At 72.5% G+C, this 24,261-nt stretch carries 23 protein-coding genes; 13 read left to right on the forward strand and 10 right to left on the reverse strand.

Features of this window, described 5'->3' with window-relative positions; all coding sequences use genetic code 11:
* Positions 1-29: 29 nt before the first annotated feature.
* A complete protein-coding gene (locus tag ACIRU3_RS13730) occupies positions 30-752 on the forward strand; it encodes a VWA domain-containing protein (protein ID WP_404055711.1) in 723 nt (240 codons plus the stop codon).
* Here ACIRU3_RS13730 and ACIRU3_RS13735 read toward each other — a convergent pair.
* Both ACIRU3_RS13735 and ACIRU3_RS13740 read right to left on the reverse strand, forming a co-directional pair.
* Positions 749-1,699 carry an acyl-CoA dehydrogenase family protein gene (locus tag ACIRU3_RS13735; protein ID WP_404055713.1) on the reverse strand — a complete coding sequence of 317 codons (951 nt, stop codon included), beginning with the start codon at positions 1,697-1,699 and terminating at the stop codon, positions 749-751. The genes ACIRU3_RS13730 and ACIRU3_RS13735 overlap by 4 nt on opposite strands.
* Positions 1,699-2,838 carry an acyl-CoA dehydrogenase family protein gene (locus ACIRU3_RS13740; RefSeq protein ID WP_404056227.1) on the reverse strand — a complete coding sequence of 380 codons (1,140 nt, stop codon included), beginning with the start codon at positions 2,836-2,838 and terminating at the stop codon, positions 1,699-1,701. Before ACIRU3_RS13740 ends, ACIRU3_RS13735 begins: the two co-directional genes overlap by 1 nt.
* A 53-nt stretch (positions 2,839-2,891) precedes the next feature.
* Between ACIRU3_RS13740 and ACIRU3_RS13745 the strand changes: the two genes are divergently transcribed.
* The 3 genes from ACIRU3_RS13745 to ACIRU3_RS13755 are packed head-to-tail and all read left to right on the forward strand — an operon-like array spanning position 2,892 to position 5,533.
* A complete protein-coding gene (locus ACIRU3_RS13745; RefSeq protein WP_404055715.1) occupies positions 2,892-3,677 on the forward strand; it encodes an SDR family oxidoreductase in 786 nt (261 codons plus the stop codon).
* Positions 3,678-3,701: 24 nt separating this feature from the next.
* Positions 3,702-4,337: a TetR/AcrR family transcriptional regulator gene (locus ACIRU3_RS13750; protein WP_404055717.1), complete on the forward strand. Its 636-nt coding sequence runs from the start codon at positions 3,702-3,704 to the stop codon at positions 4,335-4,337.
* A gap of 38 nt (positions 4,338-4,375) precedes the next feature.
* On the forward strand, positions 4,376-5,533 hold the full coding sequence (locus ACIRU3_RS13755) for an acetyl-CoA C-acetyltransferase (RefSeq protein WP_404055719.1): 1,158 nt from the start codon (positions 4,376-4,378) through the stop codon (positions 5,531-5,533).
* Here the strand turns inward: ACIRU3_RS13755 and ACIRU3_RS13760 are convergent.
* Genes ACIRU3_RS13760 through ACIRU3_RS13775 form a run of 4 tightly spaced genes read right to left on the reverse strand, consistent with a single transcriptional unit; the run spans position 5,517 to position 8,907 of the window.
* Positions 5,517-6,566, reverse strand: coding sequence for an NAD(P)H-dependent flavin oxidoreductase (locus ACIRU3_RS13760; protein ID WP_404055721.1), 1,050 nt, complete (start codon positions 6,564-6,566; stop codon positions 5,517-5,519). The genes ACIRU3_RS13755 and ACIRU3_RS13760 overlap by 17 nt on opposite strands.
* Positions 6,566-7,315, reverse strand: a complete 750-nt coding sequence (locus tag ACIRU3_RS13765) for a CoA-transferase subunit beta (RefSeq protein ID WP_404055723.1) — start codon at positions 7,313-7,315, stop codon at positions 6,566-6,568. Before ACIRU3_RS13765 ends, ACIRU3_RS13760 begins: the two co-directional genes overlap by 1 nt.
* On the reverse strand, positions 7,312-8,163 hold the full coding sequence (locus tag ACIRU3_RS13770; RefSeq protein WP_404055725.1) for a CoA transferase subunit A: 852 nt from the start codon (positions 8,161-8,163) through the stop codon (positions 7,312-7,314). Before ACIRU3_RS13770 ends, ACIRU3_RS13765 begins: the two co-directional genes overlap by 4 nt.
* Positions 8,164-8,907, reverse strand: coding sequence for an enoyl-CoA hydratase family protein (locus ACIRU3_RS13775; RefSeq protein ID WP_404055727.1), 744 nt, complete (start codon positions 8,905-8,907; stop codon positions 8,164-8,166). It lies immediately after the preceding gene.
* A gap of 100 nt (positions 8,908-9,007) precedes the next feature.
* On the opposite strand from ACIRU3_RS13775, the gene ACIRU3_RS13780 reads away from it, so the two are divergent.
* Entirely contained in the window at positions 9,008-9,859 is an 852-nt protein-coding gene (locus ACIRU3_RS13780) for an SDR family oxidoreductase (RefSeq protein ID WP_404055729.1), read from the forward strand.
* Positions 9,860-9,953: 94 nt separating this feature from the next.
* Positions 9,954-10,865, forward strand: coding sequence for an SDR family oxidoreductase (locus ACIRU3_RS13785; RefSeq protein WP_404055731.1), 912 nt, complete (start codon positions 9,954-9,956; stop codon positions 10,863-10,865).
* 727 nt (positions 10,866-11,592) lie between these two features.
* Here the strand turns inward: ACIRU3_RS13785 and ACIRU3_RS13790 are convergent.
* Complete coding sequence (locus ACIRU3_RS13790) at positions 11,593-12,426, reverse strand: helix-turn-helix transcriptional regulator (RefSeq protein WP_404055733.1); 834 nt, start codon at positions 12,424-12,426, stop codon at positions 11,593-11,595.
* 140 nt (positions 12,427-12,566) lie between these two features.
* On the opposite strand from ACIRU3_RS13790, the gene ACIRU3_RS13795 reads away from it, so the two are divergent.
* Complete coding sequence (locus tag ACIRU3_RS13795; protein ID WP_404055735.1) at positions 12,567-12,833, forward strand: Atu4866 domain-containing protein; 267 nt, start codon at positions 12,567-12,569, stop codon at positions 12,831-12,833.
* Entirely contained in the window at positions 12,830-13,564 is a 735-nt protein-coding gene (locus ACIRU3_RS13800) for an SDR family oxidoreductase (RefSeq protein WP_404055737.1), read from the forward strand. Before ACIRU3_RS13795 ends, ACIRU3_RS13800 begins: the two co-directional genes overlap by 4 nt.
* A gap of 77 nt (positions 13,565-13,641) precedes the next feature.
* Here the strand turns inward: ACIRU3_RS13800 and ACIRU3_RS13805 are convergent, their stop codons facing one another.
* On the reverse strand, positions 13,642-14,523 hold the full coding sequence (locus tag ACIRU3_RS13805; protein ID WP_404055739.1) for a hypothetical protein: 882 nt from the start codon (positions 14,521-14,523) through the stop codon (positions 13,642-13,644).
* A gap of 254 nt (positions 14,524-14,777) precedes the next feature.
* Positions 14,778-16,532, reverse strand: a complete 1,755-nt coding sequence (locus ACIRU3_RS13810) for a beta-galactosidase family protein (protein WP_404055741.1) — start codon at positions 16,530-16,532, stop codon at positions 14,778-14,780.
* A gap of 98 nt (positions 16,533-16,630) precedes the next feature.
* Here ACIRU3_RS13810 and ACIRU3_RS13815 point away from each other — a divergent pair, with 98 nt between their 5' ends.
* From ACIRU3_RS13815 to pepN, 3 genes are all read left to right on the forward strand, one after another.
* Positions 16,631-17,509: a helix-turn-helix domain-containing protein gene (locus tag ACIRU3_RS13815; protein WP_404055743.1), complete on the forward strand. Its 879-nt coding sequence runs from the start codon at positions 16,631-16,633 to the stop codon at positions 17,507-17,509.
* A gap of 56 nt (positions 17,510-17,565) precedes the next feature.
* Entirely contained in the window at positions 17,566-17,916 is a 351-nt protein-coding gene (locus ACIRU3_RS13820) for a chorismate mutase (protein WP_404055745.1), read from the forward strand.
* A 158-nt stretch (positions 17,917-18,074) separates the two neighbouring features.
* Entirely contained in the window at positions 18,075-20,555 is a 2,481-nt protein-coding gene (gene pepN / locus ACIRU3_RS13825) for an aminopeptidase N (protein WP_404055747.1), read from the forward strand.
* A gap of 69 nt (positions 20,556-20,624) precedes the next feature.
* Here pepN and ACIRU3_RS13830 read toward each other — a convergent pair whose 3' ends face one another.
* Complete coding sequence (locus ACIRU3_RS13830) at positions 20,625-21,176, reverse strand: GNAT family N-acetyltransferase (RefSeq protein ID WP_404055749.1); 552 nt, start codon at positions 21,174-21,176, stop codon at positions 20,625-20,627.
* A gap of 209 nt (positions 21,177-21,385) precedes the next feature.
* On the opposite strand from ACIRU3_RS13830, the gene ACIRU3_RS13835 reads away from it, so the two are divergent.
* Both ACIRU3_RS13835 and ACIRU3_RS13840 read left to right on the forward strand, forming a co-directional pair.
* Positions 21,386-22,744, forward strand: coding sequence for a pyridoxal phosphate-dependent decarboxylase family protein (locus tag ACIRU3_RS13835; RefSeq protein ID WP_404055751.1), 1,359 nt, complete (start codon positions 21,386-21,388; stop codon positions 22,742-22,744).
* Positions 22,741-24,153: a lysine N(6)-hydroxylase/L-ornithine N(5)-oxygenase family protein gene (locus ACIRU3_RS13840; protein ID WP_404055753.1), complete on the forward strand. Its 1,413-nt coding sequence runs from the start codon at positions 22,741-22,743 to the stop codon at positions 24,151-24,153. The genes ACIRU3_RS13835 and ACIRU3_RS13840 overlap by 4 nt, the downstream gene beginning before the upstream one ends.
* Positions 24,154-24,261 lie beyond the last annotated feature (108 nt).

Here is a 24,261-nt window from a genome sequence, read left to right on the forward strand (position 1 = left end):
CGGGAACGCGAGGCGAGGGGGAGCCGGGCATGGCCGCGATCAGTCTGCGCAAGGTGGAGGAGACCGCACCCGCGCTCGTCGGGCCGTACCGGTCGGCCGGGGTCTGTCTGCGCAAGCACGGCCTGGACGGGCTGCGGGCCGCCGTGTACCTGGTGATCGACTACTCGGGTTCCATGAAGCCCTACTACAAGGACGGCAGCGTGCAGGCGCTGGCCGACCGGGTGCTGGGCCTGTCCGCGCATCTGGACGACGACGGCCGGGTGCCGGTGGTGTTCTTCTCCACGGACATCGACGCGGTCACCGACATCGCCCTCGACGGCCACGAGGGCCGGATCGAAAGGATCGCCGCCGGGCTCGGGCACATGGGCAAGACCAGCTACCACCTGGCGATGGACGCCGTCATCGACCACTACCTGGACAGCGGCGCCACCGACCCCGCGCTGGTCGTCTTCCAGACCGACGGCGGCCCGATCAACAAGCTCGCCGCGGAGCGCTACCTGTGCAAGGCGGCCAGGCTCCCGCTGTTCTGGCAGTTCGTCGGCTTCGGTGACCCGGGCAGCCGGCAGTTCGAGTTCCTGCGGAAACTGGACGAGCTGGCGGTGCCCGGCAGGCGGCTCGTGGACAACGCCGGCTTCTTCCACGCGGGCCAGGATCCACTGCGCGTCTCCGACTCCGAGCTGTACGACCGCCTCGTCGGGGAGTTCCCGAAGTGGCTGACGGCCGCACGCGCCGCGGGCGTGGTGGCGGTCTAGCCGGCGCCTTCGAGGACCGTGTCCCGGCACTCGGCGGGCGTGCCCCATGCCGTACGCAGGGCGCGGGCCCTGGTCAGCCACAGGGACAGGTCGAACTCCGCGGTGTACCCGATCGCGCCGTGCAGCTGGAGCGCGGTGCGGGCGGTGGCGTACGCCGCCTCGCAGGTTCTCAGCTTGGCGGCGGCCACGTCCGCGGGGCGCAACGACACCGCCGCCCCGAAGAGCAGGGGCCGGGCGAACTCCAGGGCGATCTTTGCGTCTGCGAGACGGTGCTTGACCGCCTGGAACGAGCCGATGGGGACGCCGAACTGCGTGCGCTGCCGCACGTGCTCGACCGTCCGGTCGAGCAGGGCGAGTCCCACACCCAGGGCCTGGGCGGCGATGGCCAGGCGCGCCCAGGTCAGGGCGTGGGCGGTCGATGGGCCAGGGGTCAGTAGTTCGCCGCCGGGCGCCAGCGGGGTCAGCCGGCGTGCGGGGTCGAGGGAGCGGCGGACCGGCCCGGCACCCGGGGACAGGTGCAGTCCCTCGGCGCCCGGGGTGAGGTGGAGCGTGGCCGCGTCGCCGTCCAGGGCGTACCCGGTGGGTGCCGCGACGGTCGCGATGGTCTCGCCCGCCGCGAGCCCGGGCAGGAACCGCTTGGCCGGCCGGTCCTCGCCGAGCAGCACGGCCGCCGCGACCGTCTCCGCCAGCGGTCCGGGCACCGCGTGTCTGCCCAGCTCCACGAAGGCGACGGCCAGGTCCACGGGGCGCGGCCCCAGCCCCCCGTACTCCTCCGGGACCACGAGACCGAACACCCCCGCCCCGGCGACTCGACGCCACAGCGCGCGGCCGCTCGCATGGTCGCCGCGGCTCCAGTCCCGTATCGCCGCGGGGGTGTCCGCCGCCGTCAGCATCGCGTGCAGCGAGTCGGCGAAGGCACGCTGCTCGGTGTCCAGGAGGAAGCGCATCAGCGGCGTCCCTTCGGCAGGCCGAGCAGGCGCTCGGCGACGATGTCGCGCTGGATCTCGTTGGTGCCCGCGTAGATGGGCCCGGCCAGGGCGAAGACGTAGCCCTCCGCCCAGGCGGTGTCCGCCGACTCGCCCTCCTCGCCCAGGAGATCGAGCGCCGTCTCGTGCAGCGCCAGGTCGTACTCGGACCAGAACACCTTGTTCATGCTGGACTCCGGGCCGAGCGAGGCGCCGTCCAGGAAGCGGGAGGCGGCCGCGTAGGTGAACAGCTGGTAGGCGCGGGCGCCGGCCAGGGCATCGGCCACCCGGGCGCGGGCGTGCTCCGGACGGCCCTGTGCCTCCCACAGCTCCAGCAGCCGGGTGGCGGAGGCGAGGAAGCGGCCGGGCGAGCGCAGGGTGAGGCCGCGTTCGTTGCCCGCCGTGGACATCGCGATCCGCCAGCCCTGGCCGGGCTCGCCGATCACGTCCTCGTCCGGCACGAACACCTCGTCCAGGAACAGCTCGGCGAAGGCCGGTTTCCCGTCCAGGCGGCAGATCGGGCGGACGGTGACGCCGGGGGCCCGCAGGTCGAACATGAGATACGTGAGTCCCTGGTGCGGCTTCGGCGCGTCGGGGGCGCTGCGGAACAGGCCGAAGGCCCGGTCGGCGAAGGCGGCCCGCGAGGACCAGGTCTTCTGGCCGCTCAGCAGCCAGCCGCCGTCCGTCCGTACGGCCCTGGAGGTGAGCGAGGCCAGGTCGGAGCCCGCCTCCGGCTCGGACCAGGCCTGCGCCCAGACCACCTCGCCGCAGGCCATCGGCGGCAGCACCCGCGCGCGCTGCTCCTCGGTGCCGTGGTCGAAGAGGGTCGGTGCGAGCAGGCTGATGCCGTTCTGGCCGACCCGGCCCGGCGCCCCCGCCGCCCAGTACTCCTCCTCGAACATCAGCCATCTGAACAGGGTGGCCGCGCGGCCGCCGTACTCCTCGGGCCAGGACACCACCGACCAGCGGTCCGCGGCCAGTTCGGCCTCCCAGGTGCGGTGCGCCGCGAAGCCCTCCGCGGTCTCCAGGGAGGGGAGCGGGGTGCGGGGCACATGCGCCTCCAGCCAGGCGCGGACCTCGGCGCGGAACTCCTCGTCGGCCGGGGCGTGGGTCAGGTCCACGGTCGCCGTCACCGTCCTTCCCTAACAAGTGTTTGGTAGGTTAGCGTGACCCCATGACAGGCGTCGAGAGTCCGGTGTACGTGCCCGGGCACGGGCTGCTGAAAGGGCGCACCGCCGTCATCACCGCGGCGGCCGGCGCGGGGATCGGCGGGGCGACCGCGCGCCGCTTCCTGGAAGAGGGCGCCCGGGTGCTGATCAGCGACGCGCACACGCGCCGCCTGAAGGAGCACGAGGCCGAGCTGGGCCGGGAGTTCCCGGGAGCGGTGGCCGCGGTGCCCTGCGACGTCACCGACGAGGCCCAGGTGCAGGCGCTGTTCGAGGCTGCCGCACGGAAGCACGGAAAGCTCGACATCGTGGTCAACAACGCGGGCCTCGGCGGGACTTCCGACCTCGTCGACATGACCGACGAAGAGTGGTCGCGGGTCCTCGACGTCACGCTGAACGGCACCTTCCGCTGCAGCCGGGCGGCCCTGCGCGCCATGCGGGACACTGGTGGCGGGGTGATCGTCAACAACGCCTCCGTCGTCGGCTGGCGCGCCCAGGCCGGACAGGCCCACTACGCCGCCGCCAAGGCCGGCGTGATGGCGCTGACCCGGTGCGCGGCGATCGAGGCGGCCGCCTACGGGGTCCGGGTCAACGCGGTGGCACCCAGCCTCGCCATGCATCCGCACCTGGTGAAGGTCACCTCGGCCGAACTTCTCGAGGAGTTGACCGAGCGGGAGGCCTTCGGGCGGTACGCCGAGCCCTGGGAGGTGGCCAACGTGATCGTGTTCCTGGCGTCCGGCTACTCCTCGTACCTGACCGGCGAGGTCGTCGCCGTCAGCAGCCAGCATCCCTGACGACGGGCAGACCACAATGGGTTCGTGCCGACCAAGAAGAAGCCCCAGGTGACCGCCCCGAAGAAGCCCACGGCCGCCGCCGCCCAGGCGCGCCGCAGCGAACTCCTCGGCACCGCCGCCGAGGTCTTCGCAGAGCAGGGCTACAACGCCACCACCGTCCGCACCATCGCCGACCACGCGGGGATGCTCGCGGGCAGCCTCTACTACCACTTCGACTCCAAGGAGTCGATGCTGGAGGAGATCCTGCGGACCTTCCTCGACGAGCTGTGGGACGGCTACGACGCCGTTCTGGCCTCCGGACTCGGCCCCCGCGAGACGCTGGAGGCCCTGGTCGTCGAGTCCTTCCGGGAGATCGACCGGCACCGCGCCGCCGTCGCGATCTACCAGAAGGAGAGCAAGCAGCTCGTGGCCCAGGACCGCTTCGCCTTTCTTGCCGACTCGCAGCGCCGGTTCGAGAAGGCATGGCTGTCCACGCTGGAAAGCGGGGTCGCCGAGCACGTCTTCCGCGCCGACCTGGACGTCCGGCTCACCTACCGGTTCGTCCGCGACACGGTGTGGGTCGCCGCGTCCTGGTACCGGCCCGGCGGGCAGCACAGCCCGGAGGAGATCGCCCGGCAGTACCTGTCGATGGTGCTGGACGGGATCGCCGTACGCGAATGACATCACGGTTAACACCCCTTTCCTGCGAGGGAGTCGCCATGGCCGAGGCCTACATCGTCGAAGCGGTCCGCACGCCCGTCGGGCGGCGCGGGGGAGGGCTGAGCCGGGTCCATCCGGCCGACCTCGGCGCGCATGTGCTCAAGGCGCTCATGGAACGGTCCGGGATCGATCCGAGCGCCGTCGAGGACGTCGTCTTCGGCTGCCTGGACGCGGTCGGGCCGCAGGCCGGGGACATCGCCCGCACCTGCTGGCTGGCCGCCGGGCTGCCCGAGGAGGTGCCGGGCGTGACCGTCGACCGCCAGTGCGGCTCCTCCCAGCAGGCCGTGCACTTCGCCGCGCAGGCCGTGCTCTCCGGCACCCAGGACCTGGTGGTCGCGGGCGGGGTGCAGAACATGTCCCAGATCCCCATCGCCTTCGCCTCCCGTCAGGCCGCCGACCCCCTCGGCCTGACGGACGGCCCCTTCCTCGGCAGCACCGGCTGGCGCGCCCGCTACGGCGACCAGCCCGTCAACCAGTTCGCCGGCGCCGAGATGATCGCCGCCAAGTGGGGCATCGGCCGCGAGGACCAGGAGGAGTTCGCCCTGCGCTCGCACCGGCGGGCGGTGTGGGCCATCGACACGGGCCGCTTCGAGCGCGAGATCGTCCCCTACGGGGAGGTCACCGTCGACGAGGGCCCGCGCCGGGACACCTCCTTGGAGAAGATGGCCGCGCTCAAGCCCGTCCTCGACGGCGGCACCGTCACAGCGGCCTGCTCCTCCCAGGTCTCCGACGGAGCCGCCGCCATGCTGCTCGCCTCCGAGCGGGCGGTACGGGACCACGGGCTGCGCCCGCGTGCCCGCGTCCACCACCTCTCCGTGCGCGGAGAGGACCCGATCCGCATGCTCTCCGCACCCATCCCGGCCACGGCCCACGCCCTGAAGAAGACCGGGCTGACCATCGACGCCGTCGACCTCGTGGAAATCAACGAGGCTTTCGCCCCCGTCGTGCTGGCCTGGCTCAAGGAGACCGGCGCCGACCCGGAGAAGGTCAACGTCAACGGCGGTGCGATCGCCCTGGGCCACCCGCTCGGCGCCACCGGTGTCAGGCTGATGACGACCCTGCTGCACGAACTGGAGCGCACCGGCGGCCGGTTCGGCCTCCAGACCATGTGCGAGGGAGGCGGCCAGGCCAACGTGACGATCATCGAACGCCTCTGAGCCCCGCCAGCACCTCCTCCGCCTCCTTCACGATCCGCTCCACCAGCCCGGCGCACGACGGCAGGTCGTCGATCACCCCGGCGACCTGCCCGGACGCCATCACCCCGAGGTCCGTACGGCCGTCCACCATCGCCGACTTCAGCAGCATCGGCGTGTTCGCCGCCAGCAGCACCTGACTCCAGGACAGCTCCTTGCCGTGCTTCAGGCCCAGGCCGTCCCGGACCATCTGCCGCCAGGTGAGCCCCGACAGCCGCCGGAACCCCGCCGCCCGCCGCACCGCGTGGGCGAGGGTCCGTATGCGGCCCGACCGCTCCAGCGCGTCGACCAGGTCCGTGCGCAGCATCCGGTGCGGCAGCCCGTCCACCGCCCGGGTGACCGTCACATCCCTGACCGTCGCCGCCAGATAGCGTGCCTTCACCGCCTCCGGCACCGTCGAGTCCGAGGTGAGCAGGAACCGTGTGCCCATCGCCACGCCGGCCGCCCCGTAGGCCAGCGCGGCGACCAGGCCCCGCCCGTCGAAGAAGCCGCCCGCCGCCACGACCGGTATCCGCACCGCGTCCACCACCTGCGGGAGCAGCACGGTCGTCGCCACCTCGCCGGTGTGCCCGCCGCCTTCGCCGCCCTGCACGATCACCGCGTCCGCACCCCACGCGGCCACCTTCTCGGCATGCCGCCGCGCACCGACGGACGGGATGACCACCACACCGGCCTCCTTGAGCCGGGTGATCAGCTCGGGGGAGGGAGCGAGCGCGAACGAGGCCACCCGCACCCCCTCGTCCAGCATGATCTGCACCCGGTCGGCGGCGTCGGCCGCGTCGGCCCGCAGGTTCACCCCGAACGGCGCCCGGGTCCGCGACCGGACCTCCCGTATCGCGGCACGCAGCCGGTCGGGGGTCATCGTCGCCGAGGCCAGGATGCCGAGGGCCCCCGCGTCGGCCGCCGCCGAGACCAGCCGCGGGCCGGCCACCCAGCCCATCCCCGTCTGCACGATCGGATGCCGGATCCCGACCAGCCGGGTCAGCGCGGTCTCCATCACCCCCTCGCCCCCTCGGGCACCTCACGCGCGCGGGCCCCCGCCGGATCCAGCTCCTCACGGATCAGCCGCAGCTCATCCGTCGTGGGATCCCGGGTGTACGGCACCTCGTCCGGCACGGTGAGCGCGAAGCCCGTCGCCTCCCGCACCCGCTCCACGCTCACCCCGGGATGCAGCGAGGCCAGCCGCATCGAGCGGTCGGAGGTGGCGAAGTCGAAGACGCCGAGGTCGGAGACGACCCGGGGGATGCGGTGGAAGCGGGCCGTACTCCCCAGCTGCGCCGCCCGGTCGTATCCCACCCCGCACACCATGTCCGCCCGCTGCACGAACACCCGCCGGGAGTGCTTCGGGATCCAGTAACTCGTCGGGTTGTTCAGTGTGTTGAGCGGCGCTCCGCGCACCCCGAGCAGCTGTCGCCCGGGCCGCGTCCAGTCGCCGATGCAGGAGATGTTCTGGTTGCCGTACCGGTCGATCTGGCTCGCTCCCATCATCACGTGCCGGCGCCCGCCCGCCACCAGGGCCAGATGCTGCCGATAGGGCAGCCAGCCCTCGGGGGTGCCGTCCGGGCGGACCAGCAGGGCCTCACCGTCGGTGAGCAGCAGGTCCGGCGCGAAGGTGAGCCGGGCCAGCCGCGCACCCAGCGACGGGATCAGCCCCATCGGACTGGCCAGGATCTCCCCGCCGCCCCGCCAGGCCTCGGCGCAGGCGATCACGCAGTACTCGGCTCGCGTGGCAAGTGAGACGCTCATTGCTCCCGCTCCTTCTGCCAGGCCCGCACCGACGACCGGTACGCCTCCTCGTCCCCGGCCAGGAAACGCTCGGCGAACTCCGGCCAGGGGGTGGTCGCGTACGCCCGCTGGAACATCTCGTCCCGGCCGTAGTCGGGTGCGCAGGAGGTGAAGTGCGCGCCGTTCGGTGCCTCGACCACACCGGTCACCGCGAGCCGCTTGAGGAGCAGCGACTGCGGGGTCGCCTCCTTCGTCAACTCGGCCGTGTCGACGATCCGTTCGCAGGAGACGTAGGCCGCGTCCGCCGCCTCGCAGAACAGGTCGTCGAAATACGGGTCCGGGCCCAGGTACTGTCCGTTGCCCAGCCGGTCGGCGCGGTTCACGTGCACCAGGGCCGCGTCCATCCGCAGGGCTGGCATCGCCACGAACGTCTCCCCGTCCTCGTACGGTGAAGTGACGGTCCGCAGCGCCGGGTTCACCCGCATGACGTCCGAGCCGACGCCCGCCCGCACCGGCAGGAACGGCAGCCGGTGGGCGGCCGCGTGCAGCCCCCACATGAACATCCCCTCGTCCACCTCCGTCAGCTCGAAGCCCCCGCGCTCGCGCGCCGCCCGGTAGTGCGGTTCGAGCGGGATGGAGTCGAGCGTGACGAAGGCGGTGACCAGCTTGCGGATCCGGCCGGCCGCGGCCAGCATGCCGACGTCCGGGCCGCCGTACGAGACGACCGTGAGGTCTCCGATCCCGGCTCTCAGCAGGGCCCTGACCAGTGCCATCGGCTTGCGCCGTGAACCCCAGCCGCCGATGCCCAGGGTCATGCCGCTGGACAGCCGGGAGACCACCTCGTCGGCGGTCATCGTCTTGTCGCCCACCTACGCACCCTCCTTCCCGAACGTGTCGCGGACCCGGTCGGCGAGTCCGCTGAGGTTCGCCTCGAACGTGAAGCCCTGTTCGAAGCGGTAGCTGCGGCGCACGTCGACGGGATCGATCCCGTTGATGGCGGCCTTGGCCATGCGCAGCAGCCGTCCGTCCTTGGCGGCGATCTCGCGGGCCAGCTCCAGCGCCGCCGCACGCAGCTCCGCGCGCGGCACCACCCGCCACACCGAGCCGTGCGCGTGCAGGTCGGCGGCGCTCGCCGTGCGCGCGGTGTAGTACAGCGCACGCATCAGATGCTGCGGGACCAGCCGGGCCAGGTGTGTGGCGGCGCCCAGCGCGCCCCGGTCCAGCTCCGGCAGCCCGAAGAAGGCGTCGTCGCTCGCCACGATCGCGTCCGCGTTGCCCACCAGGCCTATCCCGCCGCCCAGACAGAACCCGTGGACCGCCGCTATGACGGGTGTCTCGCACTCGTACACCGCCGCGAAGGCTTCCGCGCAGCCCTGGTTGGCGCCTATCAGCGCCTCCTGCCCGGCCGCCTGTATCTCCTTGATGTCGACGCCCGCGTTGAATCCGCGCCCCTCGGCGGCCAGCACCACGCAGCGCACCTCGGGGTCGCGGCCCGCCGCGCGCACCGCTTCGGCCAGGGCGAACCAGCCGCGCACCGGCAACGCGTTCACCGGCGGGAAGTCGACGGTGACTACGGAAATCCCCTTTTCCGGAACCGACATGGAGACACCCATGGACGCATCAGCTACCTTCGCACTCAACGCCTTTCCACCAAACATTTGTTAGGTGTGAGGCTTCGAAGCTAGCAGTCGCCGAAGACGAGCGGGAGAGCCTGTGGAAAACTCCGCGGCAGGGCCTGTGGACAACACGCTGCGGGGCAGCACCGTCGTCGTCACCGGCGGCACCCGGGGCGTGGGGGCGGGCATCGCGCAAGCCTTCGCCGGGGCCGGCGCCCAGGTGCTGGCCTGCGCCCGGCGTCCTCCCGAACAGGCCGTCGACGGCGTGGAGTTCGCCCCCCTCGACCTGCGCGACCCGCCCGCCGTCCGCGCTTTCTTCGCCGCGCTGCCCCGGCTCGACGTCCTCGTCAACAACGCGGGCGGCACCCCCTACCGGCGGCTGTCCGACGCGGACGCCGAGCGGCACGCGCGCGTCATCGAGCTGAACCTCATCACCCCGCTGACCGCCTCCCTCGCCGCCTACGAGCACCTCCGTCGCACCCGCGGCTCGGTCGTGATGGTCGGCAGCGTGAGCGGCGGCCGTCCCTCGCCCGGCTCGGCTGCCTATGGCGCGGCCAAGGCGGGCCTGGAGAACCTGGCCGCGTCCATGGCCGTGGAATGGGCGCCGGAGGTCCGCGTCAACACGCTGGTCGTCGGCATGGTCCGCACCGAGCAGTCTCATCTGCACTACGGCGGCCCGGACGGCGTCGCCGCGGTCTCCCGCACCGTGCCGCTCGGACGGCTGGCCGCCCCCTCCGATGTCGGCGCGGCCGCCCTCTTCCTCGCCTCCGACGCGGCCGCCTACATCAGCGGTGCGAGCCTGCTGGTGCACGGGGGCGGGGAGCGGCCCGCCTTCCTGGACGCCGCGACCGTCAACGAGGAAGACCGCCGACAGCACGACCGTCACCGAGAACGGGCCGCTGACAGCAAGACCGCCGACAAGGAAGACCGCCGACAGCACGACCGCTGACAACGAACACCACGGACAACGAACACCACGGACAACGAACACCACGGACAACGAACACCACGGACAACGAACACCGCTGACAAGGAGGCCTGGGATGGGCGGAATCTGCGCAGGGCGAGTCGTCGTCGTCACCGGCGCCGGGCGGGGACTGGGCCGCGCGCACGCCCTCGCCTTCGCCGCCGAGGGCGCCCGGGTCGTCGTCAACGACCTGGGTGTCGGGCTGGACGGGGTGCCCGGTCCGGACAGCCCGGCGGCGGCCGTCGTCGCGGAGATCCGAGAGACGGGCGGCGAGGCGGTCGCGCACGGCGGTGACATCGCGACGACCGAGGGCGCCGCCTCACTGATCCGGACCGCCGTCGAGACGTACGGCCGGCTCGACACGCTCGTCAACAACGCCGGCTTCCTGCGCGACAGGATGCTCGTCAATCTCGACGAGGACGACTGGGACGACGTGATCCGCGTCCACCTCAAGGGCCACTTCCTGCCCCTCAAGCACGCCGCCGCGCACTGGCGCGCCGAGACCAAGGGCGGGCGCACCCCCGCGGCCCGCATCGTGAACACCGGCAGCGGGGCAGGCCTGCTGGGCTCGGTCGGACAGGGGAACTACAGCGCGGCCAAGGCCGGGATCATCGGGCTGACGCTGGTCGCGGCGGCCGAACTGGCCCGTTACGGCGTCCAGGTCAACGCCATCGCCCCGGCCGCCCGCACCCGCATGACGGAACGTGCCTTCGCCGAGACCATGGCGGCCCCGGCCGCCGGATTCGACGCCATGGCCCCCGAGAACGTCTCCCCGTTGGTCGTCTGGCTCGGCTCCGCCGCGAGTACCGGTGTGAGCGGGCGGGTGTTCGAGGCCGAGGGCGGCCGGATCACCGTCATGGAGGGCTGGCGCCCGGGTCCCGGCGCCGACAGGGGAGCGCGCTGGACCCCGGCCGAGGCGGGGGACACCGCGCTGAAACTGCTGGCGGAGGCGGAGCGCCCGGGGGCGGTGTACGGGGCTCAGGGGTAGGGGAGTCCGGTCCGTCCGGCGGGGCGGAGGTCTCGCGCCGGCGCCCGCTCGTGACGGACCGACTCGGTCGGCATCGTCCGGCGCCCCTCCCGGAATCATTGGGGCAGGGACGGGACTTGGACGGCGAGATAGGGTCACCCGCATGGAACACCAGTGTTCGGCAGGGCCAACGGGCTTCAGGTAGTCCGCCAGGAGATACCTGGCGGTTGCTGCGATCGGAGCCCCATGGCACGCACCGCCCACCATCGTCCCCCTTCGCACAGCGAGCGTGCACAGGACTGCTCACCAGGGAAGCCCTGGCATTGCGTGGTCTCCTACGACCTCAGGTACAGCGCTCGCAGTTTCGCCGATGCGGCACAGGAGTCCAGAAGGCCCCAGCCTCGCCCGGTCCGCCGTGCCGTGGCGGTCCACTCGTTCCCTCGGCACAACCGGGACCGCTCCGTCGCCCGATGGTCCACCCTGGAGGAAAGGCGGGCGCGACAGCGGCTTCGAGCCCAAGTGGGGACTCTCCTGAAGCTGGTGAACTCCGCCGCCGACGAACTCGCTCTCGATGCCGCGGACATGGTCGACGTACCGCCTGCGCGTCACCGGCGCGGCGTGCTCTGGCTCGCGTAGCCGGTGCCCGCCCTCGCGCTCGTACCGCGGCGGCAGCGCAGAGCCGGTTCCCCTGTAGAAGAACGGCTCCTCCGCAACCGCCGGTTCCCCTGCAACCCCTGGGCCGGTTCCCCTACAGGGCGGCCTGGTTCGGGGTGGCGTGCAGGGAGCCGAGCAGGTGCAGGGCCTGGGCGCTGGGGCTGCCGGGCTCGGCCTGGTAGACGACGAGCTGCTGGCCCGGAGCGTCACGTACGTCGAAGGCCTGGTAGGTGAGGGTCAAGGGTCCGACGTCCGGGTGGAGGAAGTGCTTTGCGTCCTGGGTCTTGCCCCGCACGGTGTGGGAGTTCCACAGGCGGGTGAAGTCCGCGCTGCGCTCGGTGAGGGCGCGGACGAGTTCCCGCAGCCGCGGGCTGTCCGGGTCGAGGCCGGCCGTCTGGCGCAGGTGGCCCACGGTGGCCTGCGCCGTGTAGCTCCACCGGGTGTAGAACTGCCGGCCCGCCGGGTCGAGGAAGGTCATGCGGGCCAGATTGTCCGCCCGCTCGAAGGGTGCGTGCAGGGCCTCGGCCAGGGCGTTGGCCGCCAGGATGTCCAGGGTCCGGTTGATGACGAATGCCGGGGCGCCCGGGTAGCCGTCCATCAGCTGGCGAAGGGCGGGACCGACCCGGTCGGTGGTGTGCGTGAACCGCTCGCTCGGCGTTGTCCCGGCCAACTGGTGCAGGTGCGCGTGGGCGTCGGGGTCCAGTCGAAGGGCGCGGCCGAGCGCGTCGAGCACCTGGGCGGAGGGGTGACGTTCGCGCCCCTGTTCCAGGCGGGTGTAGTAGTCCGCGTTCACCCCGGCCAGGACGGCGACTTCCTCACGGCGCAGTCCGGCGACCCTGCGCACGCCGTAGCTCGCCATGCCGACATCCTGGGGCCGCAGGGCCGCTCTGCGTGCGCGGAGGAACTCTCCCAGCTGGTTGTCGGTCATGTCCTCAGGCTAGGCCGCGGGGCGGTGTGCTGCCTGGGTGCACCGCACCCAGGCAGCACACGTCCTGGTCGGCGGTCCGCGACCTACCCAGACTCGGTCGGGCAGGACAGACCAGCACCCAAGGACGAGGGGAGCCCGCCATGACGGGAAACACGGAGGAGGGCCATGCCGGCGTGGTCGGCATGTGGGTGACCGCGGACGGTCACATCCGCCAGGAGCTGTGTGCGGACGGACGGTACGACGAGGCCCGTGGCAGCAGGCGCAGCGCGTACACCGGCCGCTACACGGTGACCGGCAGCCACATCGACTACGTCGACGACTCCGGGTTCACCGCGACGGGCGACATCCGCGGCGGAGTGCTCTACCACGAGCACCTCGTGCTCTACCGAGAAGGACAGCAGGCATGACGGACACAGCCAAGGTCGTGGCGGTCACCGGAGCGAGCAGCGGGATCGGGGAGGCGACCGCCCGCCGGCTCGCCGCCGACGGCCACCGCCTGCTCCTCGGAGCGCGGCGCACCGCTCGTCTCGATGCGCTGACCAGGGAGATCACCGCCGCAGGGAGCACCGCGGCGTTCCAGCGGCTGGATGTCACGGATGCCGCCGATGTCCGGGCCTTCGTGTCCGCCGCCCGCGAGCGCCACGGCCGAGTGGACGTGGTGGTCAACAACGCCGGAGTGATGCCGCTCTCGCCGCTGGAAGCGCTGAAGGCCGACGAGTGGGACCGGATGATCGACGTGAACGTGCGGGGGGCTCTGCACGGTATCGCCGCCGCCCTGCCCGTGATGCGCGCTCAGGGCGGCGGTCACTTCGTGAACATCGCCTCTGTCGGCGCGTACGAGGTCTCGCCCACCGCCGCCGTCTACTGCGCCACCAAGTTCGCCGTCCGTGCGATCTCCGAAGGACTGCGCCAGGAGTCCACCGGGAACATCCGGGTCACTCTCGTCTCACCGGGCGTCACCGAGTCCGAACTCGCCGACGGCATCTCCGATCCTGCTGCCCGGGCGGCCATGAAGACCTACCGCGCCGTAGCGCTGCCCGCCTCCGCCGTCGCGGAGGCCATCGCCTACGCCGTTTCCCAGCCGTCGGACGTCGACGTCAACGAAATCGTCGTCCGGCCCGCCGCAAGCGCCCGATGAAACCTCCGGCAAGGACGGGAGGGCCGGCAAGCACGGCAAGTCCGGAGAGTCCGGGACGGCCGGCAAGGGCGGGAAGCCTACGTGTCGCACTCCAGCACCGTCCTGCACAACCCGCACCGCGCCCGTACCCGCCCTCGCACCGGCACCCTGATCCGTTGGTGGCAGGTGGGGCAGGGGAAGGAGACGCGGAGGTCACCGGAGGGGCCGGGGCTGAAGGTGTAGGGCGCGCCCGGCGGGACGCCCGGCGCATGGCGGCGGTCGTGGGCGTAGCGGCGGCGGCCCGCCCAGCCGGCCCCGGTCAGCGGCGGCTGCTGCTCGTCCCGCCGGGCCCGGTCCATGCCCTTGCCGTACGCCGTGTAGGCCTGCGGGCTGGTGAACCACACGGCGGGATCCTCGTGGAAGAGCAGCGACCGCTTGGCGAGGACGTATCCGAACTCCTCCGGGGTGAGATAGCCGAGCTTCTGGGAGGAGGCCCCGTCCTCACGGTAGGCGTCCAGCAGCAGCCAGCCCGCGCCCAGGTAGGTCGTCGCCGTGTCCGTCAGGATCTCGTTCTCCGCCGTGCTCGGGAAGGCGAGGCTGAGGCGGTGCAGGTAGACGTGGGTCACCTCGTGCGCGAGCGCCGCGCCGATGTCCCTGCGGTGGGTGCGGAAACGGTCGTTCAGCTCGACGAAGTACTCGGGGCCCGCCGCCAGTTCGACGTTGGCCGCATGGGTCATCTCCCGGAAGCCGACGATCAGCCGCGCGTCCGGCAGCCGGAAGTGCCGTACGATCTCGCGGGCCACGCGCTGCGCGCCCAGATGCAGGTCGTCCGTGTCGCTGAAGGCCACGTCGGCGGGTGCCACGCTGGTCGAGAAGGTCCGGACGGTGTCGTAGGACAGTCTCTTGTACAGCGCGGTGATGGCGGCCCGCACCGTCTCCAGATGCGGGTAGCCGTGCTCGACCGGTCCGCCGTTCGCCACGTCCGACCCCCAGAAGACGTCCGGAACTCCATTCCACTCTAGGCGGGTGCGAGGGGATTTTCGCCGGTCGGCTGCTCCGGCGGGGCGTGGGCTCCGTCCTCGGCAGGCACTCCACGTGATCTTCGTACCGGGGTCCGCCCGACCCGTCACGAGGGGACTGCCCTCCCCCCGAGGAGATGTGCGCGGCGACCGCCGTCGGCAAGGACCGATGTGCGCAGCGGCCGCCGTCGGCGGGGGAACAGATCGGCAGGGGATCAGACAGGAAGCAGGCGGGGCGCGCACGGCGGCCCCGCCTCCTGCAGCTCCAGCACCCACACCTCGTTCCCGCCCTCCCGCAGGACCGGCCCGGGGACGTACAGGGACCGCTGCGGTCCCACGGACCAGTAGCGGCCCAGGTCGAAGCCGTTGACCCAGACGAAGCCCCGGGTCCAGCCCGGCAGTTCCAGCCGCGCGTCCCCGGCCCCGCGCACCGTGACGGTGCCCCGGTACAGTCCCGGGGCGCAGGGCCCGGACAGCGCGCCGAAGGGCACCGCGTCCAGGCCGTCGGCGAAGCCGTCCAGATCGAGCCCGCGCGCGCGTACCCCGTGCAGATACTGCCGCTCGTGCAGGACGCCTCCGGTGATGCCCTTCGCCTCGCCGGAGCGCGGCCCGTAGGTGACCCTCCCCAGGGACTCCACCCACAGCTCCACGCGCGCGGGCCCCGCGACGGGCTCCTTCAGCCGGGGTTCGTCCTCGGTGAGCACCCCGGCCCGCTCGCCGTCGACGTACACCACCGCGAGATCCCTGAGCCCGCGCACCGTCAGCGGGTACGGCTGGCGCGGCCCCGGGACGCGGACCTCGTAGCGCACCAGGCCCCGGGCGACGCCCAGTTCCTCGAAGGACGGCGGTACCGCCGTGACGGTCTCCTCGCCGCCGAGCGCCTCCAGGACGTCGCCCATGGGCGCCCATTCGGTGAGAGCCACCTCGGCCGGAGAAGCCAACGGTGCGGGTGCCGACGGCAGTTCGGGCAGGGGGCCGGGGTGGTACTCGGCCAGCACCTCGCGGAAGCGCCAGAACTTCTCCGTGGGACGCCCGTACTCGTCCACCGGCGCGTCGTAGTCGTACGAGGTCACGTCCGGCTCCAGCGAGCCCTCGTGCAGCTCGCCGCCGCCCCGGTTGGCGCCCGCCCAGCCCGCGAAACTCGTTCCGCCGTGCGCCATGTAGAGGTTCACCGAGGCGCCGCACTCCAGGATCTCCCGCAGGGCCTGCGCCGCCTCCCCGGGGTCCCGTACGACATGGTCACCGCCCCAGTGGTCGAACCAGCCGCACCAGAACTCCATGCACATCAGAGGGCCCTCGGGGCGATGCCGGCGCAGTGTCTCGAAGGCCGCGCGCGCATGGGAGCCGAAGTTCACCGTGGCGAGCACTCCCGGCAGCGAGCCGCCGGTGAGCATGTGGTCCTCGGGGCCGTCCGAGGTGAACAGCGCGGCCGTGACGCCCTTGACCCGCAGCAGGCCCGCGAGCTGCTCCAGGTAGTCCCTGTCGGATCCGTAGCTGCCGTACTCGTTCTCGACCTGCACCATGATCACCGGGCCGCCCCGGTCGATCTGCCGGGGCACGATCTCGCGCAGCAGATGGTGGAACCAGTTCCGTACGTGGAACAGGAAGCGCTCGTCACGGGTACGCGCGTGCGTGCCCGGCTCACCCGTCACCCAGTGCGGCAGCCCACCGTTCTCCCACTCGGCGCAGATGTACGGCCCCGGCCGCACGATCGCCCACAGGCCGGCCTCGCGGACCGCGTCCAGGAACCGGCCGAGCGCCTGCACGTCCCGGAAGGTCCCCGGACCCGGCTGGTGCAGGTTCCACGGGACGTACGTCTCCACGCAGTTGAGCCCCATCGCCCGCAGCATCTCCAGCCGGTGCCGCCACTGCGCCTCGTGCACCCGGAAGTAGTGCAGGGCGCCGGACAGCAGCCGTACCGGCCGCCCGTCCAGCAGGAAGTCGGATTCCCCCACCGTGAACTCGCTCATGCACCCAAGGCTCGGCCCTGGCGGCGATCGGCGCCATGGACGAAGATCGGCGCTGCTTGGACAAAAATCCGCCGCCGCCGACGCCGGGAGGAGCACCGATGTACCACACCTGGATGCGGTTCTTCAGCCCCGGCCCGGCCCACCACCGCCTCGGCCTGGTCTGTCTCGGCGTCGGCCTCCAGTACGGCGCGCTGCCCACGGTCGGCCCCCGCACCCTCGACCACCATGTCGCCGTCGTGATCAGCACGGGCCGCGGCTGGTACCAGGGCGCCGACGGCCGCCGTGCGACCGTCACCGCGCCCGCGCTGCTGTGGCTCACCCCGGGAGTGCCGCACCATTACGGGCCCGACCCGGACACCGGCTGGGACGAGGGCTTCGTCGACTTCGCCGGACCCGCCGCAGCGACCTACACCGAACTCGGCTACATCGAGCCCGGGCGGCCCGTCGTCCCGCTCTCGGACGCGGCCGGCCCCCGGGCGGTCGTCGCCCGCATCGCCCGCGCCGCCCGCCGCGGCAACCCCCTGCTGGAGGTCGAGACCGGCGCCGCCGTCCACGAACTCCTCGTCGCCCTGCGCCGGGCCCGCGCCGATCTCGCCCCCGACGGCGACCAGGTGCTCCAGGCCCTGGCCCGGGACGCCTGCAAGCCGATGAGCGTCGCCGAGCACGCGGCCCGGCACGGCATGACCCCCGCCGAGCTGCGCGGCGCCGTCCGCCGCGCCGCCGGATGCAGCCCCAAGGACTACCTCCTCGGCATCCGTCTGGGCCGTGCCAAGGAGCTGCTCGCCGCCACCGAACTGCCGGTCGCGGCCGTCGCCCGCCGGGTCGGCTACGACGACCCCGCCTACTTCTCCCGCCTGTTCACCCGGCGGGTCGGCCTCGCGCCCGTCCGCTTCCGCGCCCAGCAGGGCCGCAGCGTTCCCGGCGGCTGGAGCGACCGGATCCCCGATCCGGACGATCCTCCGATGATCGGCGACTGATCGCATGCTGATCAGCCGGTGATCCGGCGGCGCCGTTCCCCTTAGGGTTGACGCCCATGACCATCAGCAACACCGGTACCGGTGACGTCGACCCCGCGGTCCGCCAGGAGCTGGAGCGGCTGCGCGAGAGCATCGACAACATCGACGCGGCCGTCGTCCACATGCTCGCCGAGCGCTTCAAGTGCACCCAGCAGGTCGGCCGGCTCAAGGCGGTACACCAGCTGCCGCCCGCCGACCCGGCCCGCGAGGCCCGGCAGATCGAGCGGCTGCGCACTCTCGCCGAGAACGCCAAGCTCGACCCGGCGTTCGCCGAGAAGTTCCTGAACTTCATCATCGCCGAGGTGATCCGGCACCACGAGTCCATCGCCGAGGACACCGCCAACGGGCAGCCGGCCGAGACCGGCTGATCCGCGGCGCGGGCCGGGCGGGACCGGGGGAACGGCACCGCCCGGGCGGGCCACGGGGCACGAGACCGGCCCCGCGGTGCAGAGGACACGGACCGGACATATGCCGTGTACCGCACCACCCCTGTGCGCTGTCGGTGCCATCAGGCAGCATGGCCTGCATGTCCGTCATCACGCGCGACGAAGCGCAGCTCCGAGCACAGCTCCTCGACGTCCACCGCTACACGATCGAGCTCGACCTCACCACGGGGGACGAGACCTTCGGCTCCCGCACCGTGATCAGGTTCAGCGCCCGGTCCGACGGGGACACGTTCGTCGAGCTGAAGCCCACCGAGCTGCGCGCCGTCACCCTCGACGGACAGCCCCTCGACCCGGAGTCCTTCCACGACGACCGGCTGCCGCTGAAGAACCTCACCGCCGGCGAGCACGAACTGCGCGTCGAGGCGACCATGCGCTACTCCCGCACGGGTGAGGGCATGCACCGTTTCACCGACCCCACCGACGGCGAGACGTACGTCTACACGCAGATGTTCATGGACGACGTCCAGCGCGTCTTCGCCGCCTTCGACCAGCCCGATCTGAAGGCCGTCTTCGAGCTCACCGTCACCGCGCCCGAGGGCTGGACCGTCCTCGCCAACGGCATCACCGAGCACCTCGGCGAGGGCCGCTGGCAGGCCGCCCCGACCCCACTGATCTCCACCTATCTGGTGGCCGTCGCCGCCGGCCCCTGGCACTCGGCGCGCACCGAGCACCGCGGCCTGCCCTTCGGCATCCACTGCCGCCGCTCCCTCGCCCCCCACCTCGACATCGACGCCGAGGAGATCTTCGAGATCACGCGTGCGTGCTTCGACCGCTATCACGAGAAGTTCGAGGAGCCCTACCCCTTCGACTCTTACGACCAGGCATTCGTCCCCGAGTTCAACGCCGGCGCGATGGAGAACCCGGGCCTGGTCACCTTCCGTGACGAGTTCGTCTTCCGGTCGGCCGTCACCGACACCGAGCGGCAGACCCGCGCCATGGTCATCGCCCACGAGATGGCCCACATGTGGTTCGGCGACCTCGTCACCCTGAAGTGGTGGGACGACATCTGGCTGAACGAGTCCTTCGCCGAGTACATGGGCTACCAGACCACCCTGGAGGCGACCCGGTTCACCGAACCGTGGGTCGAGTTCGGCGTCACCCGCAAGGCCTGGGGCTACGACGCCGACCAGCGCCCCTCCACCCACCCGGTCGCCCCCGAGGCGGTCGACGACACCGCCTCCGCCCTGCAGAACTTCGACGGCATCTCCTATGCCAAGGGCGCCTCCGCGCTGCGCCAGCTGGTGGCCTGGCTCGGCGAGAAGGACTTCCTCGCGGGCATCAACATCCACTTCCAGCGGCACAGGTTCGCCAACGCCACCCTCGCCGACTTCATCGACTCCCTCGCCGCGGCCACCGAGCGCGATGTGCACGCCTGGGCCGACGCCTGGCTGCGCACCACCGGAGTCGACACGCTCACCCCGGCGATCGAGTCCGCCGACGGCACCTGCGCCCTGACCGTCGACCGCGCGGGCAGCCGCCCGCACCGCGTCACCGTCGGTCTGTACGACCGCGACCTCACCGACGAGGGCCGCCTCATCCTGCGCGAACGCATCGGCCTCGACGTCCCGCAGACCGCTGCGGAGCCCATCGGCAAGCGTCCCGCGCTGCTCCTGCTCAACGACGGCGACCTGACCTACGCGAAGGTCCGCTTCGACGCCGATTCCTTCGAGTCGATCCGCACGGGCCTGTCGGGGCTGCCCGACCCGCTCACCCGCGCGGTGGTGTGGAACGCCCTCAGGGACGCCGTCCGTGACGGCGAACTCCCGCCCGCCGCCTACCTGGAGACGGCCCGCGCCCACCTCCCGCGGGAGACCGACCTGGCCCTCGTGCAGGGCGTCCTCGCCTTCGCCTCCGCCCAGGTCGCCGACCGCTACCTGCGCCCCGAGGACCGTCCGGCCGCCCTCGCCACCCTCAGCTCCCTGTGCCGCGACCTGATGCGCCGCACCGAGGACGGGGACAACCCCGGCCTGCGTCTGGTCGCCGTCCGGCACTTCATCAACGTCGCCGCCCACCCCGACACCATCGCCGCCTGGCTCGCCGACGGCACGGTGCCCGGCGGCCCGGAACTCGACCCCGAGCTGCGCTGGCGCATTCTCGGCCGGCTCGCCGCGCTCGGCGCCACCGACGAGGCCGCCATCGCCGGCGAGCTGGAGCGCGACCCGTCCGCCACCGGGCAGGAGGGCGCAGCGACCTGCCGCGCCGCCCTGCCCGACCCGGAGGCCAAGCGTGCGGCCTGGGACGGCATGTTCGCCACGGACGACCTCTCCAACTACCTGTTCACGGCCACCGCGCGGGGCTTCTGGCAGCCCGAACAGGCCGACCTGGTACGGGAGTACGTGTCGCGCTACTACGAGGACGCGGTCGCGGTCGCCGCCCGCCGCGGTCCCGCCATCGCCGTGGCCATCGGCCGCTGGGCCTTCCCGCATGCCGCCGTCGACGCCGAGCACCTCGCCCTCGGCGAGGCCTGTCTGCGCGAGGCAGGCCCGGTCGTCGCCCTGCGCCGCAGGCTGGTCGACGAACTCGACGACCTCGCCCGGGCGTTGCGGGTGCGCGGGGAGTAGCAGCGACCACGGACGCACGGCCGGTCCCCGACGACGCACGGCGGACCGGCCACGCCGGCGGCGGCGGGCTCAGCGAGTGCCCGCCCGCCGCAACTCGGCGCGCCGCAGGCCCCCTTCGCGCGGGCCCGTCCGCCGGTCGCCCGCCGTGGCCGGGGCGGGAGCGGCGGCGTCCAGGGCGAAACCGAGCCGCTCCAGGAAGCACTCACCGGAACGCCACCCGGCCGGTACCGTCGCCGTGACCACGGGCACCTCCCCGGCGCGGGCCAGCAGGGATTCGGCCAGTGCACGGCCGAGGCCCCGGCGCCTCGCCCACGGCGCCAGCAGGAACAGGCCGACCGCCACCGCGCCCGGCTCCGGATGGTCGCGCACGGCGTCCACCAGGCCCGCGACCACGCCGTCCCGCTCCAGTACCAGGAGCACCTTGTCGTCGGGGTTCGCGCCCTCCGGCAGCGAGTAGAACAGGCTCTGCACATCACCCGGGCCCGACGGCAGCCCCGTCGCCGCCACGAACCAGTCCTCGCACTCCTCGAACAGCGTCTGCAGCGGCACTTCGTCCGCCGGACCGGGCTCACGCACCACCACCCGCTCACCGGGCACGTCGATCATCCACGCGTCAACCATCCGACCGACGTTAGCCGCGGCGCCCTCACCGCTCCACCGCTCCAACGCGTTTTCCCCGTACGGCAGTACCCACTTTCGGGTTCAGATCGTTGGGCTTTCCGGACGTGCTGGACTCTTCCCGTACAAACTGGAAGACGGCGTACAGAGGTCCCTGCACAGTCGGAAGCCCCCATGGTCGCCCCCTTGCCCCGCGCCCCGGAGGAGAGCCCATGAGCACGCCGCCCCTCGCCTCAGGACCCGAAGGCCCCGGAGCCCTGCGGCCGCTTTTGGACACCGTCCTCGACGCGCTCGCGAGCGGCGGCCGGGCCCGTGGCGGACCGCTGCCGGCCGGCGGGCCCAAGGCCGTCGCCGCGCGGATCGCCGACGCCCTCGGGGACGTCCTGCCGGACGACGGCGACCCCGACGCCCTGCGGGCCCTCGTGCACGCCCTGGCCGAGGGCGCCGCCGACCCCGCCGACCCGTTGTGCGCGGCCCATCTGCACTGCCCGCCGCTCGCCGTCGCCACCGCCGCCGACCTCGCCGCGAGCATCCTCAACCCCTCCCTGGACTCCTGGGACCAGGCCCCGGCAGCCTCCGCCCTGGAGGCCCAGGTCACCCACGCCCTGGCCCACGCGATCGGCCTCGCCGACGGCCTGGTCACCACGGGCGGCACCGAGTCCAACCAGCTCGCCCTGCTGCTCGCCCGCGAGGCCCACGGCGGCAGCGTCCGGCTGGTCTGCGGGGCCAACGCCCACCACTCCCTGCCCCGCGCCGCCTGGCTGCTCGGCCTGCCCGACCCGGTCGTCGTCCCCGCCCCGAGCGGCACCCTCGACCCGGCCGCCCTGGACGCGGCCCTCACCGCGCTCTCGGGCCCGCTTCTGGTCGCCGCCACCGCCGGCACCACCGACGCCGGGCTCGTCGACCCGCTCCCCGGGATCGCCGGACTGTGCGCCGCCCACGGCGCCCGCCTGCACATCGACGCCGCCTACGGCGGAGGCCTCGCCTTCAGCGACCACCACCGGGACAAGCTCACCGGGCTCGACGCCGCCCACACCGTCACCCTCGACCTGCACAAGCTCGGCTGGCAGCCGGTCGCCGCCGGCCTTCTCGCCGTGGCCCGGCCCAGCGAACTCGCCGTCCTGCACCAGCGCGCCGACTACCTGAACGCCGGCGACGACACCGAGGCCGGACTTCCCGATCTGCTCGGCCGCTCCCTGCGCACGACCCGCCGACCGGACGTCCTCAAGATCGCCGTCACCCTGAGGACGCTGGGCCGCACCGGACTCGGCGCCCTGGTCGACGCGGTCTGCGCCCATGCGCGCGAGTTCGCCGCGCTGGTCCAGGGCCACCCCGGCTTCGAGCTGTACGACCGGCCGGTCATCAGCACGGTCCTGTTCCGGCCCGTCGACGCGGCCGACGACACCGTGGCCGCCGTACGCCGCGGGCTGCTGCACGAGGGCCGGGCGGTCCTCGGCCGCGCCCGCCTCGACGGCCGCCTCTGGCTCAAGGCCACCTTCCTCAACCCCCATACCCGGCCGGACGACCTGGCCCAGCTCCTCAAACTCGTAGAAGGAACGACCCCCAGATGACCCTCCTCCCACGCGACGAGCCCGAGTCCCCCCGCGACCTGGTCGGCATCGGCATCGGCCCCTGCAACCTCTCCCTGGCCGCCCTCGCCCACCCGCTCGCCGAACTCGACGCCGTCTTCTACGAACAGCGCCCCGACTTCGACTGGCACCCGGGCCTCCTGATCGAGGGCGCCACGATCCAGGTGCCCTTCCTCGCCGACCTGGTGACCATCGCCGACCCCACCAGTCCCTGGAGCTTCCTCAACTACCTCAGGACCCGCGAGCGGCTCTTTCCCTTCTACTTCGCCGAGCGCTTCCAGATCCAGCGCGCCGAGTACGACTCGTACTGCCGCTGGGTCTCCCAGAACCTTCCCGGGGTGCGCTTCCGCCACCAGGTCGACGCCGTCCGCTGGAACCCCGAACGCGATGTGTTCGAGGTCGACTTCACCCAGCTCGACGCCGAGGGCGAGGCCGAGGCGCTCGGCCGTACCTACACCCGAAACGTCGTCCTCGGCGTCGGCACCGCCCCCTATGTGCCCGACCCCCTCAAGCCCCTCGTCGAGGCGCCCGGCGTCCCGGTCCTCCACGCCAGCGACTACCTCGACCATCGCGCCGCCGTCCTCGCCGCCGAGCACGTCACCGTCGTCGGCTCAGGACAGTCCGGCGCCGAGGTCTTCCTCGACCTGCTCCGCCACCGCCCCGCCGGTCGCGAGAAGCTGCACTGGATCGGCCGCAGCGAGGCGTTCGCGCCGATGGAGTACTCCAAGCTCGGCCTGGAGCACTTCACCCCCGACTACACCCGCTACTTCCACGCCCTCGCCGAGCCCGTCCGCGACCGGCTGATCGCCACCCAGTGGCAGCTGCACAAGGGCATCGACGCCGGCACCCTCGCCGCCATCCACGACGAGCTGTACCGGCGTACCCTGGACGGCGGCTGGCCCGATGCCGTCCTCACCCCGGGCGTCCACGTCCGCACCGCCGGCCGCATCGCCACCAGCAAGGTCGAACTCCACCTGGAACACCTCCAGCAGGGCAGCCGCTCCCGGCTCACCACCGACGCCGTGGTCCTGGCCACCGGCCACCGCGAACGCCCCCTCGACCGCATGCTCGCCGGGCTCGACCCCTACCTGCGCCGCGACAGCAGCGAACGCCCGCGTATCGACGAGGAGTTCAGGCTCGTCCTCGACCCCTCGGTCACCGGATCGGTGTACGTCCAGAACGCCGGACTGCACACCCACGGGGTCGGCACCCCCGACCTCGGTCTCGCCGCCTGGCGCAGCGCCACCGTCCTCAACTCCTTGACCGGGAAGGAGCCCTACCCACTGCCCACGCGAACGGCCTTCACGACGTTCGGACTTCAGGAGCCGCAGCCCAGGGTCCCGCAGGTCAGGCAGGCGATGCGGCTGACTCCGCTGGTCGAGGGCCGGTGACAGGCGGGGCGACCGCAAGAAGCCGCCGACGGCGGTGCCGGCACCGGTCATGAGTCGTCGGACGCGAGAGCGACGGACCGCACGTCCACGGCGCCGGCACGAGGACGG

Source organism: Streptomyces sp. NPDC101151 (assembly GCF_044768335.1).
Classification (GTDB): Bacteria; Actinomycetota; Actinomycetes; order Streptomycetales; family Streptomycetaceae; genus Streptomyces.

What these genes read in the sequence shown, in the direction of transcription:
- ACIRU3_RS13755 (WP_404055719.1), top strand. Translation starts at nt 4,376, where the DNA reads ATGGCCGAGGCCTACATCGTCGAAGCGGTCCGCACGCCCGTCGGGCGG.
- ACIRU3_RS13785 (WP_404055731.1), top strand. Translation starts at nt 9,954, where the DNA reads ATGGGCGGAATCTGCGCAGGGCGAGTCGTCGTCGTCACCGGCGCCGGG.
- ACIRU3_RS13730 (WP_404055711.1), top strand. Translation starts at nt 30, where the DNA reads ATGGCCGCGATCAGTCTGCGCAAGGTGGAGGAGACCGCACCCGCGCTC.
- ACIRU3_RS13735 (WP_404055713.1), bottom strand. Translation starts at nt 1,699, where the DNA reads ATGCGCTTCCTCCTGGACACCGAGCAGCGTGCCTTCGCCGACTCGCTG.
- ACIRU3_RS13775 (WP_404055727.1), bottom strand. Translation starts at nt 8,907, where the DNA reads ATGGGTGTCTCCATGTCGGTTCCGGAAAAGGGGATTTCCGTAGTCACC.
- ACIRU3_RS13760 (WP_404055721.1), bottom strand. Translation starts at nt 6,566, where the DNA reads ATGGAGACCGCGCTGACCCGGCTGGTCGGGATCCGGCATCCGATCGTG.
- ACIRU3_RS13795 (WP_404055735.1), top strand. Translation starts at nt 12,567, where the DNA reads ATGACGGGAAACACGGAGGAGGGCCATGCCGGCGTGGTCGGCATGTGG.
- ACIRU3_RS13830 (WP_404055749.1), bottom strand. Translation starts at nt 21,176, where the DNA reads ATGGTTGACGCGTGGATGATCGACGTGCCCGGTGAGCGGGTGGTGGTG.
- ACIRU3_RS13835 (WP_404055751.1), top strand. Translation starts at nt 21,386, where the DNA reads ATGAGCACGCCGCCCCTCGCCTCAGGACCCGAAGGCCCCGGAGCCCTG.
- ACIRU3_RS13790 (WP_404055733.1), bottom strand. Translation starts at nt 12,426, where the DNA reads ATGACCGACAACCAGCTGGGAGAGTTCCTCCGCGCACGCAGAGCGGCC.
- pepN (WP_404055747.1), top strand. Translation starts at nt 18,075, where the DNA reads ATGTCCGTCATCACGCGCGACGAAGCGCAGCTCCGAGCACAGCTCCTC.
- ACIRU3_RS13815 (WP_404055743.1), top strand. Translation starts at nt 16,631, where the DNA reads ATGTACCACACCTGGATGCGGTTCTTCAGCCCCGGCCCGGCCCACCAC.
- ACIRU3_RS13810 (WP_404055741.1), bottom strand. Translation starts at nt 16,532, where the DNA reads ATGAGCGAGTTCACGGTGGGGGAATCCGACTTCCTGCTGGACGGGCGG.
- ACIRU3_RS13745 (WP_404055715.1), top strand. Translation starts at nt 2,892, where the DNA reads ATGACAGGCGTCGAGAGTCCGGTGTACGTGCCCGGGCACGGGCTGCTG.
- ACIRU3_RS13800 (WP_404055737.1), top strand. Translation starts at nt 12,830, where the DNA reads ATGACGGACACAGCCAAGGTCGTGGCGGTCACCGGAGCGAGCAGCGGG.
- ACIRU3_RS13840 (WP_404055753.1), top strand. Translation starts at nt 22,741, where the DNA reads ATGACCCTCCTCCCACGCGACGAGCCCGAGTCCCCCCGCGACCTGGTC.
- ACIRU3_RS13765 (WP_404055723.1), bottom strand. Translation starts at nt 7,315, where the DNA reads ATGAGCGTCTCACTTGCCACGCGAGCCGAGTACTGCGTGATCGCCTGC.
- ACIRU3_RS13820 (WP_404055745.1), top strand. Translation starts at nt 17,566, where the DNA reads ATGACCATCAGCAACACCGGTACCGGTGACGTCGACCCCGCGGTCCGC.